Origin of the sequence: Massilia solisilvae, assembly GCF_024753215.1 — a bacterium.
Lineage (GTDB): Bacteria > Pseudomonadota > Gammaproteobacteria > Burkholderiales > Burkholderiaceae_D > Telluria > Telluria solisilvae.
Window position 1 is genome coordinate 804399 of the sequence record NZ_JANUGV010000002.1, and the last position, 15119, is coordinate 819517.

A 15119-nucleotide genomic window follows, 5' to 3' on the forward strand; every position below is an offset into this window, starting at 1 on the left:
TTCTTTGCCGCAACGCAGCAAACTGCTGAGAAATCAATCACTTGGCGTAGTTAATTGATCAACCCCATACATACCAAAAAAGAACGAAAATTTGATGAAGTACGCCGATTTGCGGGATTTTATTTCCCAACTGCAACGAGATGGAGAATTAAAGCGGGTCCAGGTGCCGGTATCGCCCAAGCTGGAGATGACCGAGGTCTGCGATCGCACGCTGCGCGCGGCCGGGCCGGCCCTGCTGTTCGAGCAGCCGACGGGCTACTCGATGCCGGTGCTGGCCAACCTGTTCGGCACGCCGCGCCGGGTGGCGCTGGGCATGGGTGCGGATGATGTGGGCGAGCTGCGCAAGATCGGCCACGTGCTGGCGCGCCTGAAGGAGCCGGAGCCGCCACGCGGCTTCAAGGACGTGATGGACATGGGCTCACTGGTGAAGGCGGTGTGGGACATGTCGCCCAAGGAGGTGCGCGCGCCCGCCTGCCAGGAGATCGTGTGGGAAGGGCAGGACGTGGACCTTGGCCGCCTGCCGATCCAGCATTGCTGGCCGGGCGACGTGGCGCCGCTGATTACCTGGGGCCTGGTCATCACCAAGGGCCCGAACAAGAAGCGCCAGAACCTGGGCATCTACCGCCAGCAGGTGCTGGGGCCGAACAAGGTGATCATGCGCTGGCTCGCGCACCGCGGCGGCGCGCTCGATTTTCGCGAGCACTGCATCGCCAATCCGGGCAAACCGTATCCGGTGGCGGTCGCGCTGGGCGCCGACCCGGCCACGATCCTGGGCGCGGTGACGCCGGTGCCGGACACGCTGTCGGAGTACCAGTTCGCCGGCCTGCTGCGCGGGCAGCGCACGGTGCTGGCCAAGGCCATCGGCAGTGAGCTGCGCGTGCCCGCGTCCGCCGAGATCGTGCTGGAAGGGCACATCTACCCGGACGCCGGCCACCCGAGCGGCTTCGAGCACGCGCTCGAGGGACCGTACGGCGACCACACCGGCTATTACAACGAGCAGGACTGGTTCCCGGTCTTCACGATCGACCGCATCACGATGCGGCGCGACCCGATCTATCACTCTACTTATACAGGCAAGCCGCCCGACGAGCCGGCGGTGCTGGGCGTGGCGCTGAACGAGGTGTTCATCCCGCTGCTGCAAAAGCAGTTCCCCGAGATCACCGACTTCTATTTGCCGCCGGAAGGCTGCAGCTACCGCATGGCGGTGGTGCAGATGAAGAAGCAGTACGCCGGCCACGCCAAGCGCGTGATGTTCGGGGTCTGGAGCTTCCTGCGCCAGTTCATGTATACCAAGTTCATTGTGGTGGTGGACGAGGACGTGAACGTGCGCGACTGGAAGGAGGTGATCTGGGCCATCACCACCCGCGTCGATCCGACCCGCGACACGGTCATGGTGGACAACACGCCGATCGATTACCTCGACTTTGCCTCGCCGGTGAGCGGGCTGGGTTCGAAGATGGGCATCGACGCCACCAACAAGTGGCCAGGCGAAACCAGCCGCGAGTGGGGCACGCCGATCGTGATGGCGCCCGAGGTCAGGCAGCGGGTGGACGAGATCTGGCAGCAGCTGGGTATTTAAGATACTGCTCGACTGCGCACATTCAGCATGGGTCCCGGCTTTCGCCGGGACGACGGCGCATGAAATATCGTCGTCCCGGCGAAAGCCGGGACCCATGCCGAGCCGGCCACATCGTCAACGTCGAGGTCGCCGGCCCTTGATCGAAGCCAGATTTCCCTAACCCCCACCACTCGGTTATAATTGCACTTGGCGGGCCCCTGCGCATTGCGGCATGGTTTACCTGGTCAGGTCGGGAACGAAGCAGCCAAAGCCGTTCACCGCAAGTGCCGCAGATCAGGCTCGCCTCTTCCCCTTCCTTCCGTTTTCGACCGTCCTCAGCGAGCGGTTGCAAATTGCAGTATCATCGTTTCGTCTCGTAGTTCACATTTGCCCTTGACCGGGCGCCTACCACTTCGACGTTTCCGATGCTAAATAAATCACGCCTGCTGCCGGCGGTGCTGGCGGCCACGATTGCCATTTCCGTTCCCATCGCAGCGTTCGCGGCGCCGGCCGCGCCGGCCGCCGACAACCCGGTCGTCAAGCCCGCCGAGCTCAAACCGCTGATCGAGCAAGCCGACGTGCGGGTGCTCGACATTCGCGCACCGAAGGACTATGCCGCCGGCCACATCCCCGGCGCCGTCAACACGCCGTATGCCGCCTACCGCGGCCCCGCGGACAACGCCGGTGCGCTGCCGGCCGAGACCAGGCTGACCGAACTGCTGCGCCAGGCCGGCATCACTGCCGACACGCGCGTGATCGTGGCCCATGCCGGCAATGACCACACCGACTTTGGCGCCGCCGCCCGCGTCTACTGGACCCTGAAAGTGGGCGGGCTGACCCGCCTGTCGATTCTCGACGGCGGCACGCTCGGCTGGAAGGCCGCCGGCGGTGCGCTCGACACCGCGGCGCCCAAGATCGCCCCGACCGCGTTCACCTATCACTACAACAAGGCGATGATCGCCGAAACGCAGGAGCTGGCCGCCGAGGTCCAGGCAGGCAAGGCGCCGGTGCTGGTCGACGCCCGCCCGGCCGCCTTCTTCAAGGGCGAGCAGCGGGTTGACGCTGCGGCCCGTTACGGCACCTTGCCGGGCGCCCGCTCGCTGGATAACGCGGCCTTCTTCAATGCCGACGACAAGACGCTCAGGAGCGCCGACGAGCTGCAGCAGGCCGTGCGCCAGGCGGGCCTTGCGGACAAGGACGCCGTCTCGTTCTGCAATACCGGTCACTGGGCCGCCACCGACTGGTTCGTGCTGTCCGAGATCGCAGGCAACAAGCGCGTGAAGCTGTACCCGCAATCGGTGGTGGAGTGGAGCAAGACCAAACTGCCGATGCAAAACGAACCGTCGCGCATGACCGCGCTGATGCAGGACGCCAAGCGTTCGCTCAAGAAGTAAGGGCGGGCATGCGTTACCTGAAACGCGCCGGCTGGGTCGGCGGCGCTCTGGCGCTGGCCGTGGCCGTCACGCTGGCGGCCGGACTGCGGCAAGGCCTGCTGGCCCTGATCGGGATCGGCTTTGGCGCGGTGCTGCAGGGCGCCCGCTTTGGCTTTACGACCGGCTGGCGCAACTATATTGAAAAGCGCGACCCGCAAGGACTGTGGGCGCAGATGCTGGTGATCTCGCTGGCGGCCGCCCTCACGCTGCCGCTCCTGGCAGCGCACCCGGGCGAACTGGTGGGTGCGGTTGCGCCGATTTCGTTCAGCCTGGTGCTGGGCGCGTTCCTGTTTGGCGCCGCCATGCAGGTGGCCGACGGCTGCGGCTCCGGCACGCTCTACAAGGCCGGCAGCGGCGCGCCGGTGTCGTTTGCGGTGCTGCCCACCTTCGTCATCGGCAGCTTTGTGGGCGCATTGCACCAGCCGGCGTGGCTGGCGCTGGGCGGCCTGTCGCCGGTGGACATGCTGCAGTTCGGCTGGCCGGCCGCGCTGGCGATCACCGTGGCCGGTTGCGCGGCGGTGGCGTGGGGCGCGTGGGCGGGCGGGCGCAAGCACCGCGCCGCGCACAAGCTGCTGGCCGCTGAAACGCGCTGGGCCAGGCGCTGGTGGCTGGGCGCCTTGCTGCTGGCGATCCTGTACGCCTTGCATCTCGTGGTGGCAGGGCAGCCGTGGGGCGTGGTCTACGGCCTCGGTTTGTGGGGCGCGAAGGCAGCCCAGGCAGTGGGCTGGAGCGCGGCCGGCGACGCCTTCTGGGGCGTGGCGCCGCACGCGGACCGGCTGGCCGCGCCGATCCTGGCCGACGTCACCTCGGTCACCAACGTCGGCCTGATCTACGGCGCGCTGGCCGCATCGCGCTGGAACGGACCGCAGGATGTGCGGGTGCCAAGCGCCAGGCGGATCGTCGTGGCGATGGCGGCCGGCCTGGTGATGGGCTACAGCTCGCGCATGGCGTTCGGCTGCAATGTCGGCGCCTTCCTGGACGGGATTACCTCCGCCAGCCTGCATGGCTGGGTGTGGTTTGCGCTGGCCTTCGCCGGGTCGCTGGTGGGCGTGCGCATTCGCAAGCAGGTGATGGGAGCGCCGGCATGAGCAAGCGGACATTTGGCATCATCACCATCCTGTTCTGGCTGGCGTTCGGGCTGCTGGTTGCGCTGGATTTCTCGCACAGCCAGACCACGCAGGCCGAGCCGCCGCTGATCGCGCTGGGCAGCGGGCAGGCGGCCAGCGGCGGGCACTGCTCGGGGCGCTGACCGGGCGGGGAGCGTCGCCGCTCCCTGCATCCAATCAAGCGCCCGTGCCACTGCGCCAACGCTGGCCGAACGCGTGGGCGGAAGATTCGCCCACGCTACCGGAAACGCCGGCCCCGGCCGATTGTGGGCGGCAACGCACAACTGCTGTAAAATCGCGCCATGTCCTATCAAGTCCTCGCCCGCAAATACCGTCCCCGGAACTTCGACACGCTGGTCGGTCAGGAGCACGTGGTGCGCGCGCTCACGCACGCCCTCGCGACCGGGCGTTTGCACCATGCCTACCTGTTTACGGGTACGCGCGGCGTGGGCAAGACGACGCTCTCGCGCATCCTGGCCAAGTCGCTCAACTGCACCGGCCCGGACGGCCAGGGCGGCATCACGGCCGAACCCTGCGGCCAGTGCGAGGCCTGCCGTGCGATCGACGCCGGCCGCTTCGTGGACTACATCGAGATGGACGCGGCGTCCAACCGCGGCGTGGACGAGATGGCCCAGCTGCTCGAACAGGCGGTGTACGCGCCCAGCAACGCGCGCTTCAAGGTCTATATGATCGACGAGGTGCACATGCTGACCAACCACGCGTTCAACGCAATGCTCAAGACGCTGGAAGAGCCGCCCGAGCACGTGAAGTTCATCCTCGCGACCACCGACCCGCAAAAGATCCCGGTCACGGTGCTGTCGCGCTGCCTGCAGTTCAACCTGAAGCAGATGCCGCCGGGGCACATCGTCGGCCACCTCGAGAACATCCTCGGGCAGGAAGGCGTCAGCTTCGAGGCGCCGGCGCTGCGCCTGCTGGCGCAAGGCGCGCACGGTTCCATGCGCGATGCGCTGTCGCTGACCGACCAGGCGATCGCCTACGCCGCCGGGCAGGTCACGCTCGACGCGGTGCAGGGCATGCTGGGCGCGCTGGACCAGTCCTACCTGGTGCGCCTGCTCGACGCGCTGGCCAGGCAGGACGGCGCCGACCTGATGGCGGTGGCCGACGAAATGGCCAGCCGCAGCCTGTCGTACAACGGCGCGCTGCAGGACCTGGCCACGCTGCTGCATCGCGTTGCGCTGGCGCAGACCGTGCCGTCCGCGGTGCCGGAAGACCTGCCGGAACTGGCCGACATCCAGCGCCTGGCCGGCCAGTTCGACCCGCAGGAAGTGCAGCTGTATTACCAGATCGCGGTGCACGGCCGTAACGAGATTGGCCTGGCGCCCGACGAATATGCCGGCTTTACGATGACGCTGCTGCGCATGCTGGCGTTCCGTCCGGGGCAGGGCGGAGCCGATGCGGCGGCCACACCGGCGCAGTCGGCGCCGGCGCGTCCGCAGCCGCCCGCGCGCGCCGCGGCTGCGGCGGTGGCCAGCCACGCCACCGTGCCGACCCGCCCGCCTGCCACGCCGGTCCAGGCAGCGCCAGCGCCTGCGGCGCCGCCTGCAAGCCAGCCGCATGCAGCACCGAGTGCCGCACAGCCCATGAGCCCGGCGCGCGCCGCCATCAACGCGGCCCTTGAAGCGGCGCGCGCGGCCTCGCGCAATATCACGGGCGGCAAGCGCCCCTCCGCGCCGCCGCCTGCAGCGGACAACGCCGCACCGCCGCCCGCCGTCGCGCAAGCTGCACCGGCGGCGCCGGCGCCGCAACCGTCGCCGCCGCACATGCGTGCGCCACAGCCGCCGGCGCCGCAGCATCCACAAAATCCGCTGATGCGCGCCGCCGGCCAGCCGGCCGGGTCGCCGCCGTGGGACCAGGGACAGCCGGCCGCCGTCATGCGCGGCCAGGCGCAGGCGATGGAATACGACGACGGCGACACCCTCACCGAAGAACCGCCGTCGTGGGTGACCGAATTTTCGGACGACCGCGCGGTGGCCTCGGAAGCCGCGCCGGTGGCGCCGCCGCCCGCGCCAGGCCGCGCGCCGGCCGCGCCGCCGTACGCCCACGTGGTCACGCCGGTCCCGGCGATCGCGTGGGACGGCAACTGGCCTGCGCTGGCCGCAAGCCTGCCGCTGCGCGGGGTGGCGCAGCAGCTGGCGCTGCAGACCGAACTGGTCGAGTGCGTGGCCGATAGCGCATCCGCGACCTTCCGCCTGCGCGTGCCGGTCGATACGCTGCGCGCCAGCGGCAACAGCGAGAAGCTGTGCGCCGCGCTGCAGGAGCGCTTTCCGCAGGTGCGCGTGAACGTGGACACCCAGATCGCGCCGGTGTGGTACACCGCCAGCGCGCAAGCGAAGGCGGAGCGCGAACGCCGCCAGCGCGAGGCCGAGGCGGCAGTCGATGCCGACCCGTTCGTGCAGGCGATGGCGCGCCAGTTCAACGCCTTCGTGGTGCCCGGTTCGGTGCGCCCCAAGGCCGCCTGAACACTGAATTTATCCGGTCAATTTTTGTCTATACCAGACTTTTGGAGAACACAGCCATGATGAAAAACCAGCTCGCTGGGCTGATGAAGCAGGCCCAGGCCATGCAGGACAACATGAAGAAGGCGCAGGAGCAGCTGGCGCTCATCGAGGTCGAGGGCCAGTCCGGCGCCGGCCTGGTCAAGGTCACCATGACCTGCAAGAACGACGTCAAGCGCGTGCAGATCGACCCGTCGCTGCTGGCCGACGACAAGGACATGCTGGAAGACCTGGTGGCCGCCGCGTTCAACGACGCCGTGCGCAAGGCCGAAGCCACCGCCGCCGAAAAGATGGGCAGCCTCACCGCCGGCCTGCCGCTGCCGCCGGGCTTCAAGATGCCGTTCTGACGATGTTTGTCATCTCCCTCACCTATATCGTGCCGCTCGAGCAGATCGACGGCCACCTGGCGGCGCACCGCGATTTCCTGGAAGAGCAATACTCCAAGGGTAATTTCCTGATGTCCGGGCGCAAGGTGCCGCGCGAGGGCGGCGTGATCATTGCGCAAGGCGACAGCCGCGCCGAGGTCGAGGAACTGATCCGCCAGGATCCGTTCCACAAGGCCGGCGTGGCGCGCTACGACATTACCGAATTCGCGCCGACCATGACGGCCGAGGTGCTGGCGGCTTATCGCGTCAAGTAAGGCCATGTCTTCCAAATCGCTCGACTTCCTGACCGAGGCGCTCAAGCGCCTGCCCGGCGTGGGCCCGAAGTCGGCGCAGCGCATGGCCTTCCACCTGCTGCAGCATGACCGCGAGGGCGCGGCCATGCTGTCGCGCGCGTTGTACCAGGCGGTGGACCAGGTGCATCACTGCGCGCAGTGCAACACCTTCACCGAAGCCGAGGTGTGCGACCTGTGCCAGGACGAGGCGCGCGACCGTTCGCTGCTGTGCGTGGTCGAAACGCCGGCCGACCAGGTGATGATCGAACAGACCCTGACCTACAAGGGCCTGTACTTCGTGCTGATGGGGCGGCTGTCGCCGCTGGACGGCATCGGCCCCAAGGACCTGCACCTGGACAAGCTGGTGGGCCGGTCCACCGACGGCGAGGTCAGGGAAGTGGTGCTTGCCACCAACTTCACCAACGAGGGCGAAGCCACTGCCCATTACATCAGTGAAATGCTGAAGGCGCGCGGCCTGGCGGTGAGTCGCCTCGCGCGCGGCGTCCCCGTCGGGGGCGAGCTTGAATACGTGGACGCGGGCACCATAGCGCGCGCCATGCTGGACCGTCGCAGCGCATAATAAACAGAACGGCAACCCGCCGGTGAGACGCGGGAGCCTGTTTGAGTGTGCGCAAGCCAGGCCCGCGGTCGACTGCTATCGTGGGCAAACTCTGAGCGGACCCCAGCATGCATCTCGTCGACATCACCATGTTCTACGCGCCGGAAGGCGGCGGCGTCAGTACCTACCTGAACGCCAAGGCGCGCTGGCTGGCACGGCACAGCCGCGTGCGGCACACGATCCTCAGCCCCAACGTGCAAAGCCGCGGCCGTGGCCGCGCGCCGGCGCTGGTGCGCATTCCGGCGGTGTCGGTGCCCGGCATCCACGGCTACCGCATGCCGCTGTCGGTGGCGGGCCCGGCGCGCCAGCTGCAAACGGCCCGCGCCGACCTGGTGGAGGCCGGCGACGCCGGCCACTGCGCCTGGGCCGCGCTGCGCATGCAGCAGCAGCACGGCGTGCCGGCCGTGGCGTTCTACCATTCCGACCTGCCGCGCCTGGTGCAGCACCGGCTGGGCCGCGTGTCGGCGGCCGCGGTGCGGCGGTATCTCGCGCACCTGTACCGCCGGTTCGACCTGGTGCTGGCGCCCAGCAGGCTCATGGTCGAGCAGCTGGCCGACATGGGCGTGCCCGACGCGCTGCACCAGCCGCTGGGCATCGACAGCGGCGTGTTCCGGCCCGACCGGCGGGTGGACACCCTGCGCGAGCACCTTCACCTGGCCCCCAACGCCCGCCTGCTGGTGTACGCCGGCCGCTTCACGCCCGAAAAAAAGCTGCACGTGCTGATCGACGCGGTGCGCAAACTCGGGCGCCCCTACCACCTGGTGCTGATCGGCGGCGGCACCGAGCTGCCGCGCTATCCACAAATCACCTACGTGCCGTTCAAGCGCGACCAGCGGCAACTGGCGCGCCTGTTGGCCAGCTGCGACGTGCTCGTGCATCCGGGCGACTGCGAAACCTTCGGCCTGATCGTGCTCGAGGCCATGGCCTGCGGCCTGCCGGTGGTCGGCACCTCGGGCGGCGGCGTGGCCGAGCTGGTGGACGCCGAAACCGGCATCCTGGCCGAGCCCAACAGCGTGGACAGCCTGGCCGCGGCCATCGAGGCCATCTACCTGCGCGACCTGGCGCAGCTGGGCATCAACGCGCGCCGCAAGGCGCAGGACCATTACGACTGGGACCGGGTGATGCCGCAGCTGATGCAGCGCTACGGCAGCCTGGTGGCCAGCGCAGAGCGGGCGGCACTGGAGGTGGAGCGCATCTGTGTCACCGACTGAGCCACGATTGCTGTGCGTGTCGATCCACGACGTCGCGCCGGCCACCTGGGCCGGCTGCGAGCGGCTGGCCCGCGCGATCCGTGAGGTGGCCGATATTCCCATGACCTGGCTGGTGGTGCCGCGCTACCACGAGCGCGACGAGGTGTCCGAGTCCATGCAGGCCGGTCTGGCCGGCTACCTGGCGCAGGGCCACGAGCTTGCGTTGCACGGCTACACCCACCTGGACAGCGTGCCGGTGACCGGCAGCGCGCGCAGCCGCTTTTTGCGCGGCGTCTACACCACCCGCGAAGGCGAGTTTTCCGCGCTGTCGTATGACGAGGCACGGCGCCGCATCCGCCTGGGACTCGACTGGTTTGCCGCGCGCGGCTGGCCGGTGTACGGCTTCGTGCCGCCGGCCTGGCTGCTCGGGCCCCACGCCTGGCGCGCGCTGCGCGAAGCACCGTTCGAGTACACCACCACCTTCAGCCGCCTGCACCTGCTGCGGCAGGGCAGGTCGGTGCTGTCCCCGTCGCTGGTGTACGCAGCGCGCAATCGCGCGGGGCGATTCCTGTCGCCGCTTGCAGCCGACGCCGGCGCGGCGCTGCTGGCGCGTGCACCGCTGGTTCGCCTGTCGCTGCATCCGCCGGACGCGCGCCATCCGCGCCTGCTGCGCCACGCACAGCAGCTGGTGGAGCGCCTGCTGGCCACCCGCGCCGCCGTCACCAAGGCCGGCTGCGCACGCGCGCTCAGTACGGCCCCCAGTAGCCGTGGTGCCAGTATCCCAGGCCGGAGTAGTACGGGTAGCTGAGGTAGTTGCGCAGGTCTTCCTTCGCGCTCAGGTTCAGGATGCAGGCGCGCCATTGGTCGGTGTTGACCGTGTAGCCGAGCCGCTGGCAGGCCGGGCCGTAGATCACCACCATCTCGTCCGCCTGTGCCTGCATCTGGGCGGCCCGCTCCTGCGGGGTGGTGCAGGCTGCCAGCAGCAGGGCCGCCAGCGCCAAGGGCAGGGTGCGCATCGTCGCCTCCTTTCACGGATGGCCCGTGCTTGTCGATGTCTCTTCCCAGACTACTGAACGAGCGTGCGATAAGTTTGATTTCGCTCAATCAGGAACATGACCAGCGTGCTTGACTGCCCCAAGGTCCTACACCATAACCAGCTTCCTCCGGCATGGTTTTTCTGGCAAGATCGGCGGACAACAACAGGGGAGGAGACACGATGCGCCGAACACGCTGGACCGCATGGACCTTGCGTTCGCTTGCCGGCCTGCTGCTGCTGGCGCTGCTGGCGGCACTGGCTGCCTGGCTCTACCTGCGCGGCAGCCTGGCGCAGCTGGACGGCGAACGCGTGGCCGCGGGGCTGCACGCGCCGGTCACGGTGGCGCGCGACGAGCGCGGCGTGCCGGAGATCGCCGGCGCCGACCGCCTCGACCTGGCCTACGCGACCGGGTTCGTGCATGCGCAGGAGCGCTTCTTCCAGATGGACCTGCTGCGCCGCTCGGCGGCGGGCGAACTGGCCGAGCTGTTCGGCCCCAAGGCGCTGCCGCGCGACCGCGCCAGCCGGCTGCACCGCTTCCGCGCCCGCGCCGCCCAGGTGCTGGACAGGCTGGGGCCGGATGACCGCGCCTTCATCGACCGCTACGTGGCCGGCGTGAACGACGGACTGTCGGCGCTCTCCACGCGGCCGTTCGAATACGCGCTCACGGGCACCGCGCCGCGCCCGTGGACGGCGGCCGATTCGGTGCTGGTGGTGTGGGCCATGTTCCTCGACCTGCAAGGCAGCCAGCAGCCGCACGAGCTGGCGCGCGGCTGGCTGCGCGAGCACACCGACGCCGCGCAGCTTGCCTTCCTGCTGCCGGAATCGACCCAGTGGGACGCGCCGCATGACGCGGCCCAGGTCGCACCGCCCGGCGCACCGATCCCGTCCAAGGCGCCCGCCTGGTGGGGCGATGGCGGCCAGGCGCGCATGCTGGCGCTGAACGAGGGCCTCGATGCGGTGGGCAGCAACAACTACGCGATCGCAGGCAGCCGCAGCGCGAATGGCGCGGCGATCGTATCGGACGACATGCACCTGGGCCTGCAGCTGCCGAACATCTGGTATCGCCTGGCGCTGCGCTATCCGGACGAGCAAGGCGCGCAGCGCCGCGTCGTCGGCGTGACGCTGCCGGGCGCGCCGCCGATCATGATCGTGGCCAGCAACGGCCACGTGGCCTGGGCCTTCACCAACAGCTATGGCGACTATCTGGACTTCGTTTCGCTTGGCATCGACAACGCGCATCCGGGCCAGGTGCGCGTACCGGCGGGCTGGGAGACGCCGGCGCGCCACGTCGAGCGCATCCTGGTCAAGGGTCAGCCCGCGGTAGAGATGGAGGTGCGCGAGACATCGCTGGGGCCGATCGTCAAAGCCGACGGCAAGGCGTATGCGCTGCACTGGATCGCGCACGACCCGGCGGCGATCAACCTGCATCACCGCAAGCTGGAAGCGGCGGCGTCGCTGGACGAAGCGCTCGCGATCGCGAACACGGACGGCATCCCGGCGCAGAATTTCGTCGCCGGCGACGACCGCGGCAACATCGGCTGGACCATCGCCGGCATGCTGCCGCGGCGCGAGACTGCCGCGACGGTGGCGACCTTTCCGCTCGACGGCGGGACCACGTGGCAGGGGCTGCTGGCGCCGGCCGACTACCCGCGCGTGATCAATCCCGCCGACGGCCAGCTCAGCACCGCCAACAGCCGCCAGCTGATGGGAGAGGGCGCGAACAAGATCGGCGACGGCGGCTTTGACCTTGGCGCGCGCAACCGCCAGCTGCGCGACGACCTGCTGGCGCTCGGGCCCAAGGTTGACGTGACGGCCGCGTTTGGCGCGGCCTTGGACGACCGCGCCCTGTTTGTGGCGCCATGGCGCGAGCGGGCACTGCGGGCGCTCGATGCGCAGGCGCTGCAGGGCCATCCGCAGCGGGGCGAATTCCGGCGCCTGCTCGATACCGGCTGGGATGGCCACGCTAGCGTCAGCTCGGTCGGCTACCGGCTCGCGCGCAGCACGATGTGGGCGATGGCCGAGCTGCTGTTCGGCCAGGCGGACCGGCAGATGAAGCAGCTCGACCCGAAAGCAAGCGTGACGATGGCGACCACGCGCTGGCCGGTGGTGCTCGACCGGCTGCTCAACGAGCGGCCGGCGTCGTGGCTGCCGCCGGGCTACAGCGACTGGCACGCGTTCGAGCTGGCGGGGATCGACCGCGTGATCGCGCAGCTGACTGCCGATGGCAAGAGCTTGTCCGCTGCGAGCTGGGGCGCGCGCAATACGGTGGCGATCGCGCACCCGATCAGCATGGCCGCGCCGTTCCTCAAGCCCTGGCTGGCCGCGCCGCCGGACCAGCTGCCCGGCGACTCGAACATGCCGCGCGTGGCCGCGCCCACCTTCGGGCAGTCGGAACGCATGACCGTCTCGCCGGGGCACGAGGAGCAGGGGATCTTCAACATGCCGGGCGGGCAGAGCGGGCACCCGTTGTCGCCGTTCTTTTTGGCCGGACACGAGGACTGGGTGAAGGCCAAGCCGCAGCCGCTGCTGCCGGGACCGGCGAAGTACACGCTGACGCTCAAGCCCTAGCCACGACCGCCCGCACGTCGTCCCCGCGAAGGCGGGGACCCATGGACGCGGTGCGTCGTCGAAAACCGAGCCGCATCCTAGCTGGCTCAGCATGGATTCCGGCCTTCGCCGGAATGACGGTTTTGGGGTTTGCGGCGGTAGGACACGCGTGGCCGTTCATTACCCTCCGCACGTCGTCCCCGCGAAGGCGGGGACCCATGGACCGGGTGCCTGGCGGCGGCGCACGCCGCGAGCCCCAATGCTTTGCATGGATACCCGCCTGCGCGGGAATGACGGTTTTTAGGTTCGTGGCGGGAACACGCGTGGCCGTTCGCAAGGCCGTCATGATGGCGGCGAAGCGTCAGCCAGCCGCCTGCACCACGCCCACCAGCTTCTGCGCGATCGAATCGCCCGGCACCGGATGACCCAGGTGGTAGCCCTGCACCAGGTCGCAGCCGTACTGCTGCAGCAGCACGAGCTGCTCGCCAGTCTCCACGCCTTCGGCCACTACCACCATCTTGAGCCCGTGCGCCATCGCGATGATCGCGCGCGTGATGGCCGCGTTCTCGGAGTCCTGCGGCAGGCCGCAGATGAAGCTGCGGTCGATCTTGAGCGCCCGCACGTCGAAGCGCTTGAGGTAGTTCATCGACGAGTAGCCGGTGCCGAAGTCGTCGATCGACAAATACACGCCGATGCGCCGCAGCTGCTCGAGCGTGGCGAGCGTGGCCTTGGCGTCGTCCATCAGCGTGCCCTCGGTGAGCTCGAGTTCGAGGAAGCGCGGGTCCAGCCCGGTCTCGTGCAGTGCCGACAGCACGATCTGCGACAGGTTCTCGTCCTTGAACTGCTTGGCCGACAGGTTGACCGCCATGCGCACGCTGCGCCGCGTCTGGCGTTGCCAGTTGCGCGCTTGTGAACACGCGGTGCGCAGCACCCATTCACCGATCGGCACGATCAGGCCTGTCTCCTCGGCCAGCGGGATGAACTCGGTCGGCGAGATCACGCCGCGCTCCGGATGACGCCAGCGCACCAGCGCCTCCACGCCCACGATCTCGGTCGAGTGCACGTCGAACTGTGGCTGGTACAACAGGTAAAGCTCGTCGTTGCCCAGCGCCTTGCGCAGGCCCACTTCCAGCTTCACGTGGCTCATGATCTGCATGGTCAGCGAAGAGCTGTACAGCTTGGCGTTGTTCTTGCCGCAGTTCTTCGCGTGGTACATCGCTGTGTCGGCGTATTTGAGCAGCGAGTTGCAGTCGTCGCCATCCTCCGGGAACAGCGAGATGCCGATGCTGGCGGTGACGAAGATCTCGTTGCCCTCGATGAGGAAGGGGCGGCGCATCGCCTCCTTGACCCGGTGTGCCACGTTCAGCGCGTGCTCGACCCGCTCCAGGTCCGGAATCAGGATCGTGAACTCGTCGCCGCCCAGCCGCGCCAGGTTGGTGGCCTGGTCCCCGCGCGACACCATGTCGCTCGGGCGCGTGGTCTCGCGCAGCCGCTCCGAGACCAGCTGCAGCAGGTGGTCGCCCACATTGTGGCCGAGCGTGTCGTTGATGCGCTTGAACGCGTCCAGGTCCATGAACAACACCGCGAACTTCTTGTTGCCCATCTTGGAGCGGTGCAGCTCGCGCTCCAGCGTTTCGAGGAAAGCCTGGCGGTTGGGGATGCCGGTCAGGCTGTCGCAGTAGGCCAGGCGCCGGATCTGCTCCTCGGTGCGCTTGCGCTCGCTGATGTCGCGCACCAGGCCCAGCACCTCGGTGGGGCCTGTTGCCACCAGGCGCGCCTCGAAATGCTGGGCGCTGCCGCCGCGCAGCAGCTCGTACTCGACCGAGCGGATCTGCTGGGTCGCCAGCACGTTCTCCATCTGCTCCAGCAGGCGCTCCGCGATTTCCCTGGGCAGCACCTCGGTGATGTGGCGGCCCACGCAGTCGCTGTCGGACAGGCCGGCGCCGGCGTCGTGGCCGCGCTCGTAGTCGAGGTACACCCCGTCGCGGTTCAAGCGGAAGAAGGTGTCGGGAATGGCAGCCAGCACCGCGCGGTTCTGGGCGTCGGCGATGCGCAGGCGCGCGATGGCGTCGCTGGCGCGCAGCACGTACAGCACGCGGTGGCCAAGGATCGGCCAGTTGATCGGCTTGGACACGAAATCGGTGGCGCCGGCTTCGTAGGCGTTGGTGACGGCCTCGATGTCGTCGCCGCCGGTGACCATGATGATCGGGACCGTGGCGCCGGCGGCATCGTCGCGGATCGCCTTGCAGGCGGCGAAGCCGTCCATGTTGGGCATGTCCACGTCCATTAAGATCAGGTCGGGCCGCAGCTCGCGCATGAGGGCCACAGCCCGGGCGCCGTCCTCGGCCTCGACGCCGTCCAGCCCAACCTGGCCGAGCATCTGCAGCATCAACAGGCGCATCACCGGATCGTCGTCCGCAACCAGCACGACGCCGCGTTTGGTGGGACAAGCCATG

General features: G+C 68.7%; 13 protein-coding genes and 1 other RNA gene. 12 read left to right on the forward strand and 2 right to left on the reverse strand.

The features are described from left to right. The first annotated feature begins 94 nt into the window (after positions 1 to 94). From ubiD to NX773_RS11830, 11 genes are all read left to right on the forward strand, one after another. Positions 95 to 1579, forward strand: coding sequence for a 4-hydroxy-3-polyprenylbenzoate decarboxylase (gene ubiD, locus NX773_RS11780; protein ID WP_258856509.1), 1485 nt, complete (start codon positions 95 to 97; stop codon positions 1577 to 1579). A 188-nt stretch (positions 1580 to 1767) separates the two neighbouring features. Continuing rightward, positions 1768 to 1866: signal recognition particle sRNA small type (gene ffs / locus NX773_RS11785), an RNA gene on the forward strand. 117 nt (positions 1867 to 1983) lie between these two features. Further along, the gene (locus tag NX773_RS11790; RefSeq protein WP_258856510.1) at positions 1984 to 2952 is read left to right on the forward strand and encodes a sulfurtransferase; all 969 of its coding nucleotides are present in this window, start codon (positions 1984 to 1986) and stop codon (positions 2950 to 2952) included. An 8-nt stretch (positions 2953 to 2960) separates the two neighbouring features. Continuing rightward, positions 2961 to 4079, forward strand: coding sequence for a YeeE/YedE family protein (locus NX773_RS11795; RefSeq protein WP_258856511.1), 1119 nt, complete (start codon positions 2961 to 2963; stop codon positions 4077 to 4079). Beyond that, positions 4076 to 4240, forward strand: coding sequence for a hypothetical protein (locus NX773_RS11800; protein ID WP_258856512.1), 165 nt, complete (start codon positions 4076 to 4078; stop codon positions 4238 to 4240). The genes NX773_RS11795 and NX773_RS11800 overlap by 4 nt, the downstream gene beginning before the upstream one ends. Before the next feature lie 159 nt (positions 4241 to 4399). Beyond that, positions 4400 to 6577 (forward strand): DNA polymerase III subunit gamma/tau, encoded by a 2178-nt coding sequence (locus NX773_RS11805; protein WP_258856513.1) that lies wholly within the window; start codon positions 4400 to 4402, stop codon positions 6575 to 6577. 56 nt (positions 6578 to 6633) lie between these two features. After that, positions 6634 to 6960 (forward strand): YbaB/EbfC family nucleoid-associated protein, encoded by a 327-nt coding sequence (locus tag NX773_RS11810; protein ID WP_258822114.1) that lies wholly within the window; start codon positions 6634 to 6636, stop codon positions 6958 to 6960. Positions 6961 to 6962: 2 nt separating this feature from the next. Then, a complete protein-coding gene (locus NX773_RS11815; RefSeq protein WP_258856514.1) occupies positions 6963 to 7253 on the forward strand; it encodes a YciI family protein in 291 nt (96 codons plus the stop codon). Between the two features lie 4 nt (positions 7254 to 7257). After that, complete coding sequence (gene recR, locus NX773_RS11820; RefSeq protein ID WP_258856515.1) at positions 7258 to 7851, forward strand: recombination mediator RecR; 594 nt, start codon at positions 7258 to 7260, stop codon at positions 7849 to 7851. A gap of 107 nt (positions 7852 to 7958) precedes the next feature. After that, the gene (locus NX773_RS11825) at positions 7959 to 9101 is read left to right on the forward strand and encodes a glycosyltransferase family 4 protein (protein WP_258856516.1); all 1143 of its coding nucleotides are present in this window, start codon (positions 7959 to 7961) and stop codon (positions 9099 to 9101) included. A 16-nt stretch (positions 9102 to 9117) separates the two neighbouring features. Beyond that, positions 9118 to 9888 (forward strand): DUF2334 domain-containing protein, encoded by a 771-nt coding sequence (locus NX773_RS11830; RefSeq protein WP_258856517.1) that lies wholly within the window; start codon positions 9118 to 9120, stop codon positions 9886 to 9888. Here NX773_RS11830 and NX773_RS11835 read toward each other — a convergent pair. Next, a complete protein-coding gene (locus NX773_RS11835; RefSeq protein ID WP_258856518.1) occupies positions 9827 to 10096 on the reverse strand; it encodes a hypothetical protein in 270 nt (89 codons plus the stop codon). The two genes, NX773_RS11830 and NX773_RS11835, sit on opposite strands and share 62 nt — an antisense overlap. A 200-nt stretch (positions 10097 to 10296) precedes the next feature. Between NX773_RS11835 and NX773_RS11840 the strand changes: the two genes are divergently transcribed. Continuing rightward, positions 10297 to 12684: a penicillin acylase family protein gene (locus NX773_RS11840; protein ID WP_258856519.1), complete on the forward strand. Its 2388-nt coding sequence runs from the start codon at positions 10297 to 10299 to the stop codon at positions 12682 to 12684. A gap of 340 nt (positions 12685 to 13024) precedes the next feature. Here NX773_RS11840 and NX773_RS11845 read toward each other — a convergent pair whose 3' ends face one another. Further along, positions 13025 to 15118, reverse strand: coding sequence for a putative bifunctional diguanylate cyclase/phosphodiesterase (locus tag NX773_RS11845; RefSeq protein WP_258856520.1), 2094 nt, complete (start codon positions 15116 to 15118; stop codon positions 13025 to 13027). Between the last annotated feature and the right edge of the window lies 1 nt (position 15119).

Bases quoted from the DNA above. Each gene is read 5' to 3' on its own strand.
- ubiD (WP_258856509.1), top strand. From the start codon at position 95: ATGAAGTACGCCGATTTGCGGGATTTTATTTCCCAACTGCAACGAGAT.
- NX773_RS11790 (WP_258856510.1), top strand. From the start codon at position 1,984: ATGCTAAATAAATCACGCCTGCTGCCGGCGGTGCTGGCGGCCACGATT.
- NX773_RS11815 (WP_258856514.1), top strand. From the start codon at position 6,963: ATGTTTGTCATCTCCCTCACCTATATCGTGCCGCTCGAGCAGATCGAC.
- recR (WP_258856515.1), top strand. From the start codon at position 7,258: ATGTCTTCCAAATCGCTCGACTTCCTGACCGAGGCGCTCAAGCGCCTG.
- NX773_RS11835 (WP_258856518.1), bottom strand. From the start codon at position 10,096: ATGCGCACCCTGCCCTTGGCGCTGGCGGCCCTGCTGCTGGCAGCCTGC.
- NX773_RS11810 (WP_258822114.1), top strand. From the start codon at position 6,634: ATGATGAAAAACCAGCTCGCTGGGCTGATGAAGCAGGCCCAGGCCATG.
- NX773_RS11795 (WP_258856511.1), top strand. From the start codon at position 2,961: ATGCGTTACCTGAAACGCGCCGGCTGGGTCGGCGGCGCTCTGGCGCTG.
- NX773_RS11845 (WP_258856520.1), bottom strand. From the start codon at position 15,118: ATGGCTTGTCCCACCAAACGCGGCGTCGTGCTGGTTGCGGACGACGAT.
- NX773_RS11805 (WP_258856513.1), top strand. From the start codon at position 4,400: ATGTCCTATCAAGTCCTCGCCCGCAAATACCGTCCCCGGAACTTCGAC.
- NX773_RS11800 (WP_258856512.1), top strand. From the start codon at position 4,076: ATGAGCAAGCGGACATTTGGCATCATCACCATCCTGTTCTGGCTGGCG.
- NX773_RS11840 (WP_258856519.1), top strand. From the start codon at position 10,297: ATGCGCCGAACACGCTGGACCGCATGGACCTTGCGTTCGCTTGCCGGC.
- NX773_RS11825 (WP_258856516.1), top strand. From the start codon at position 7,959: ATGCATCTCGTCGACATCACCATGTTCTACGCGCCGGAAGGCGGCGGC.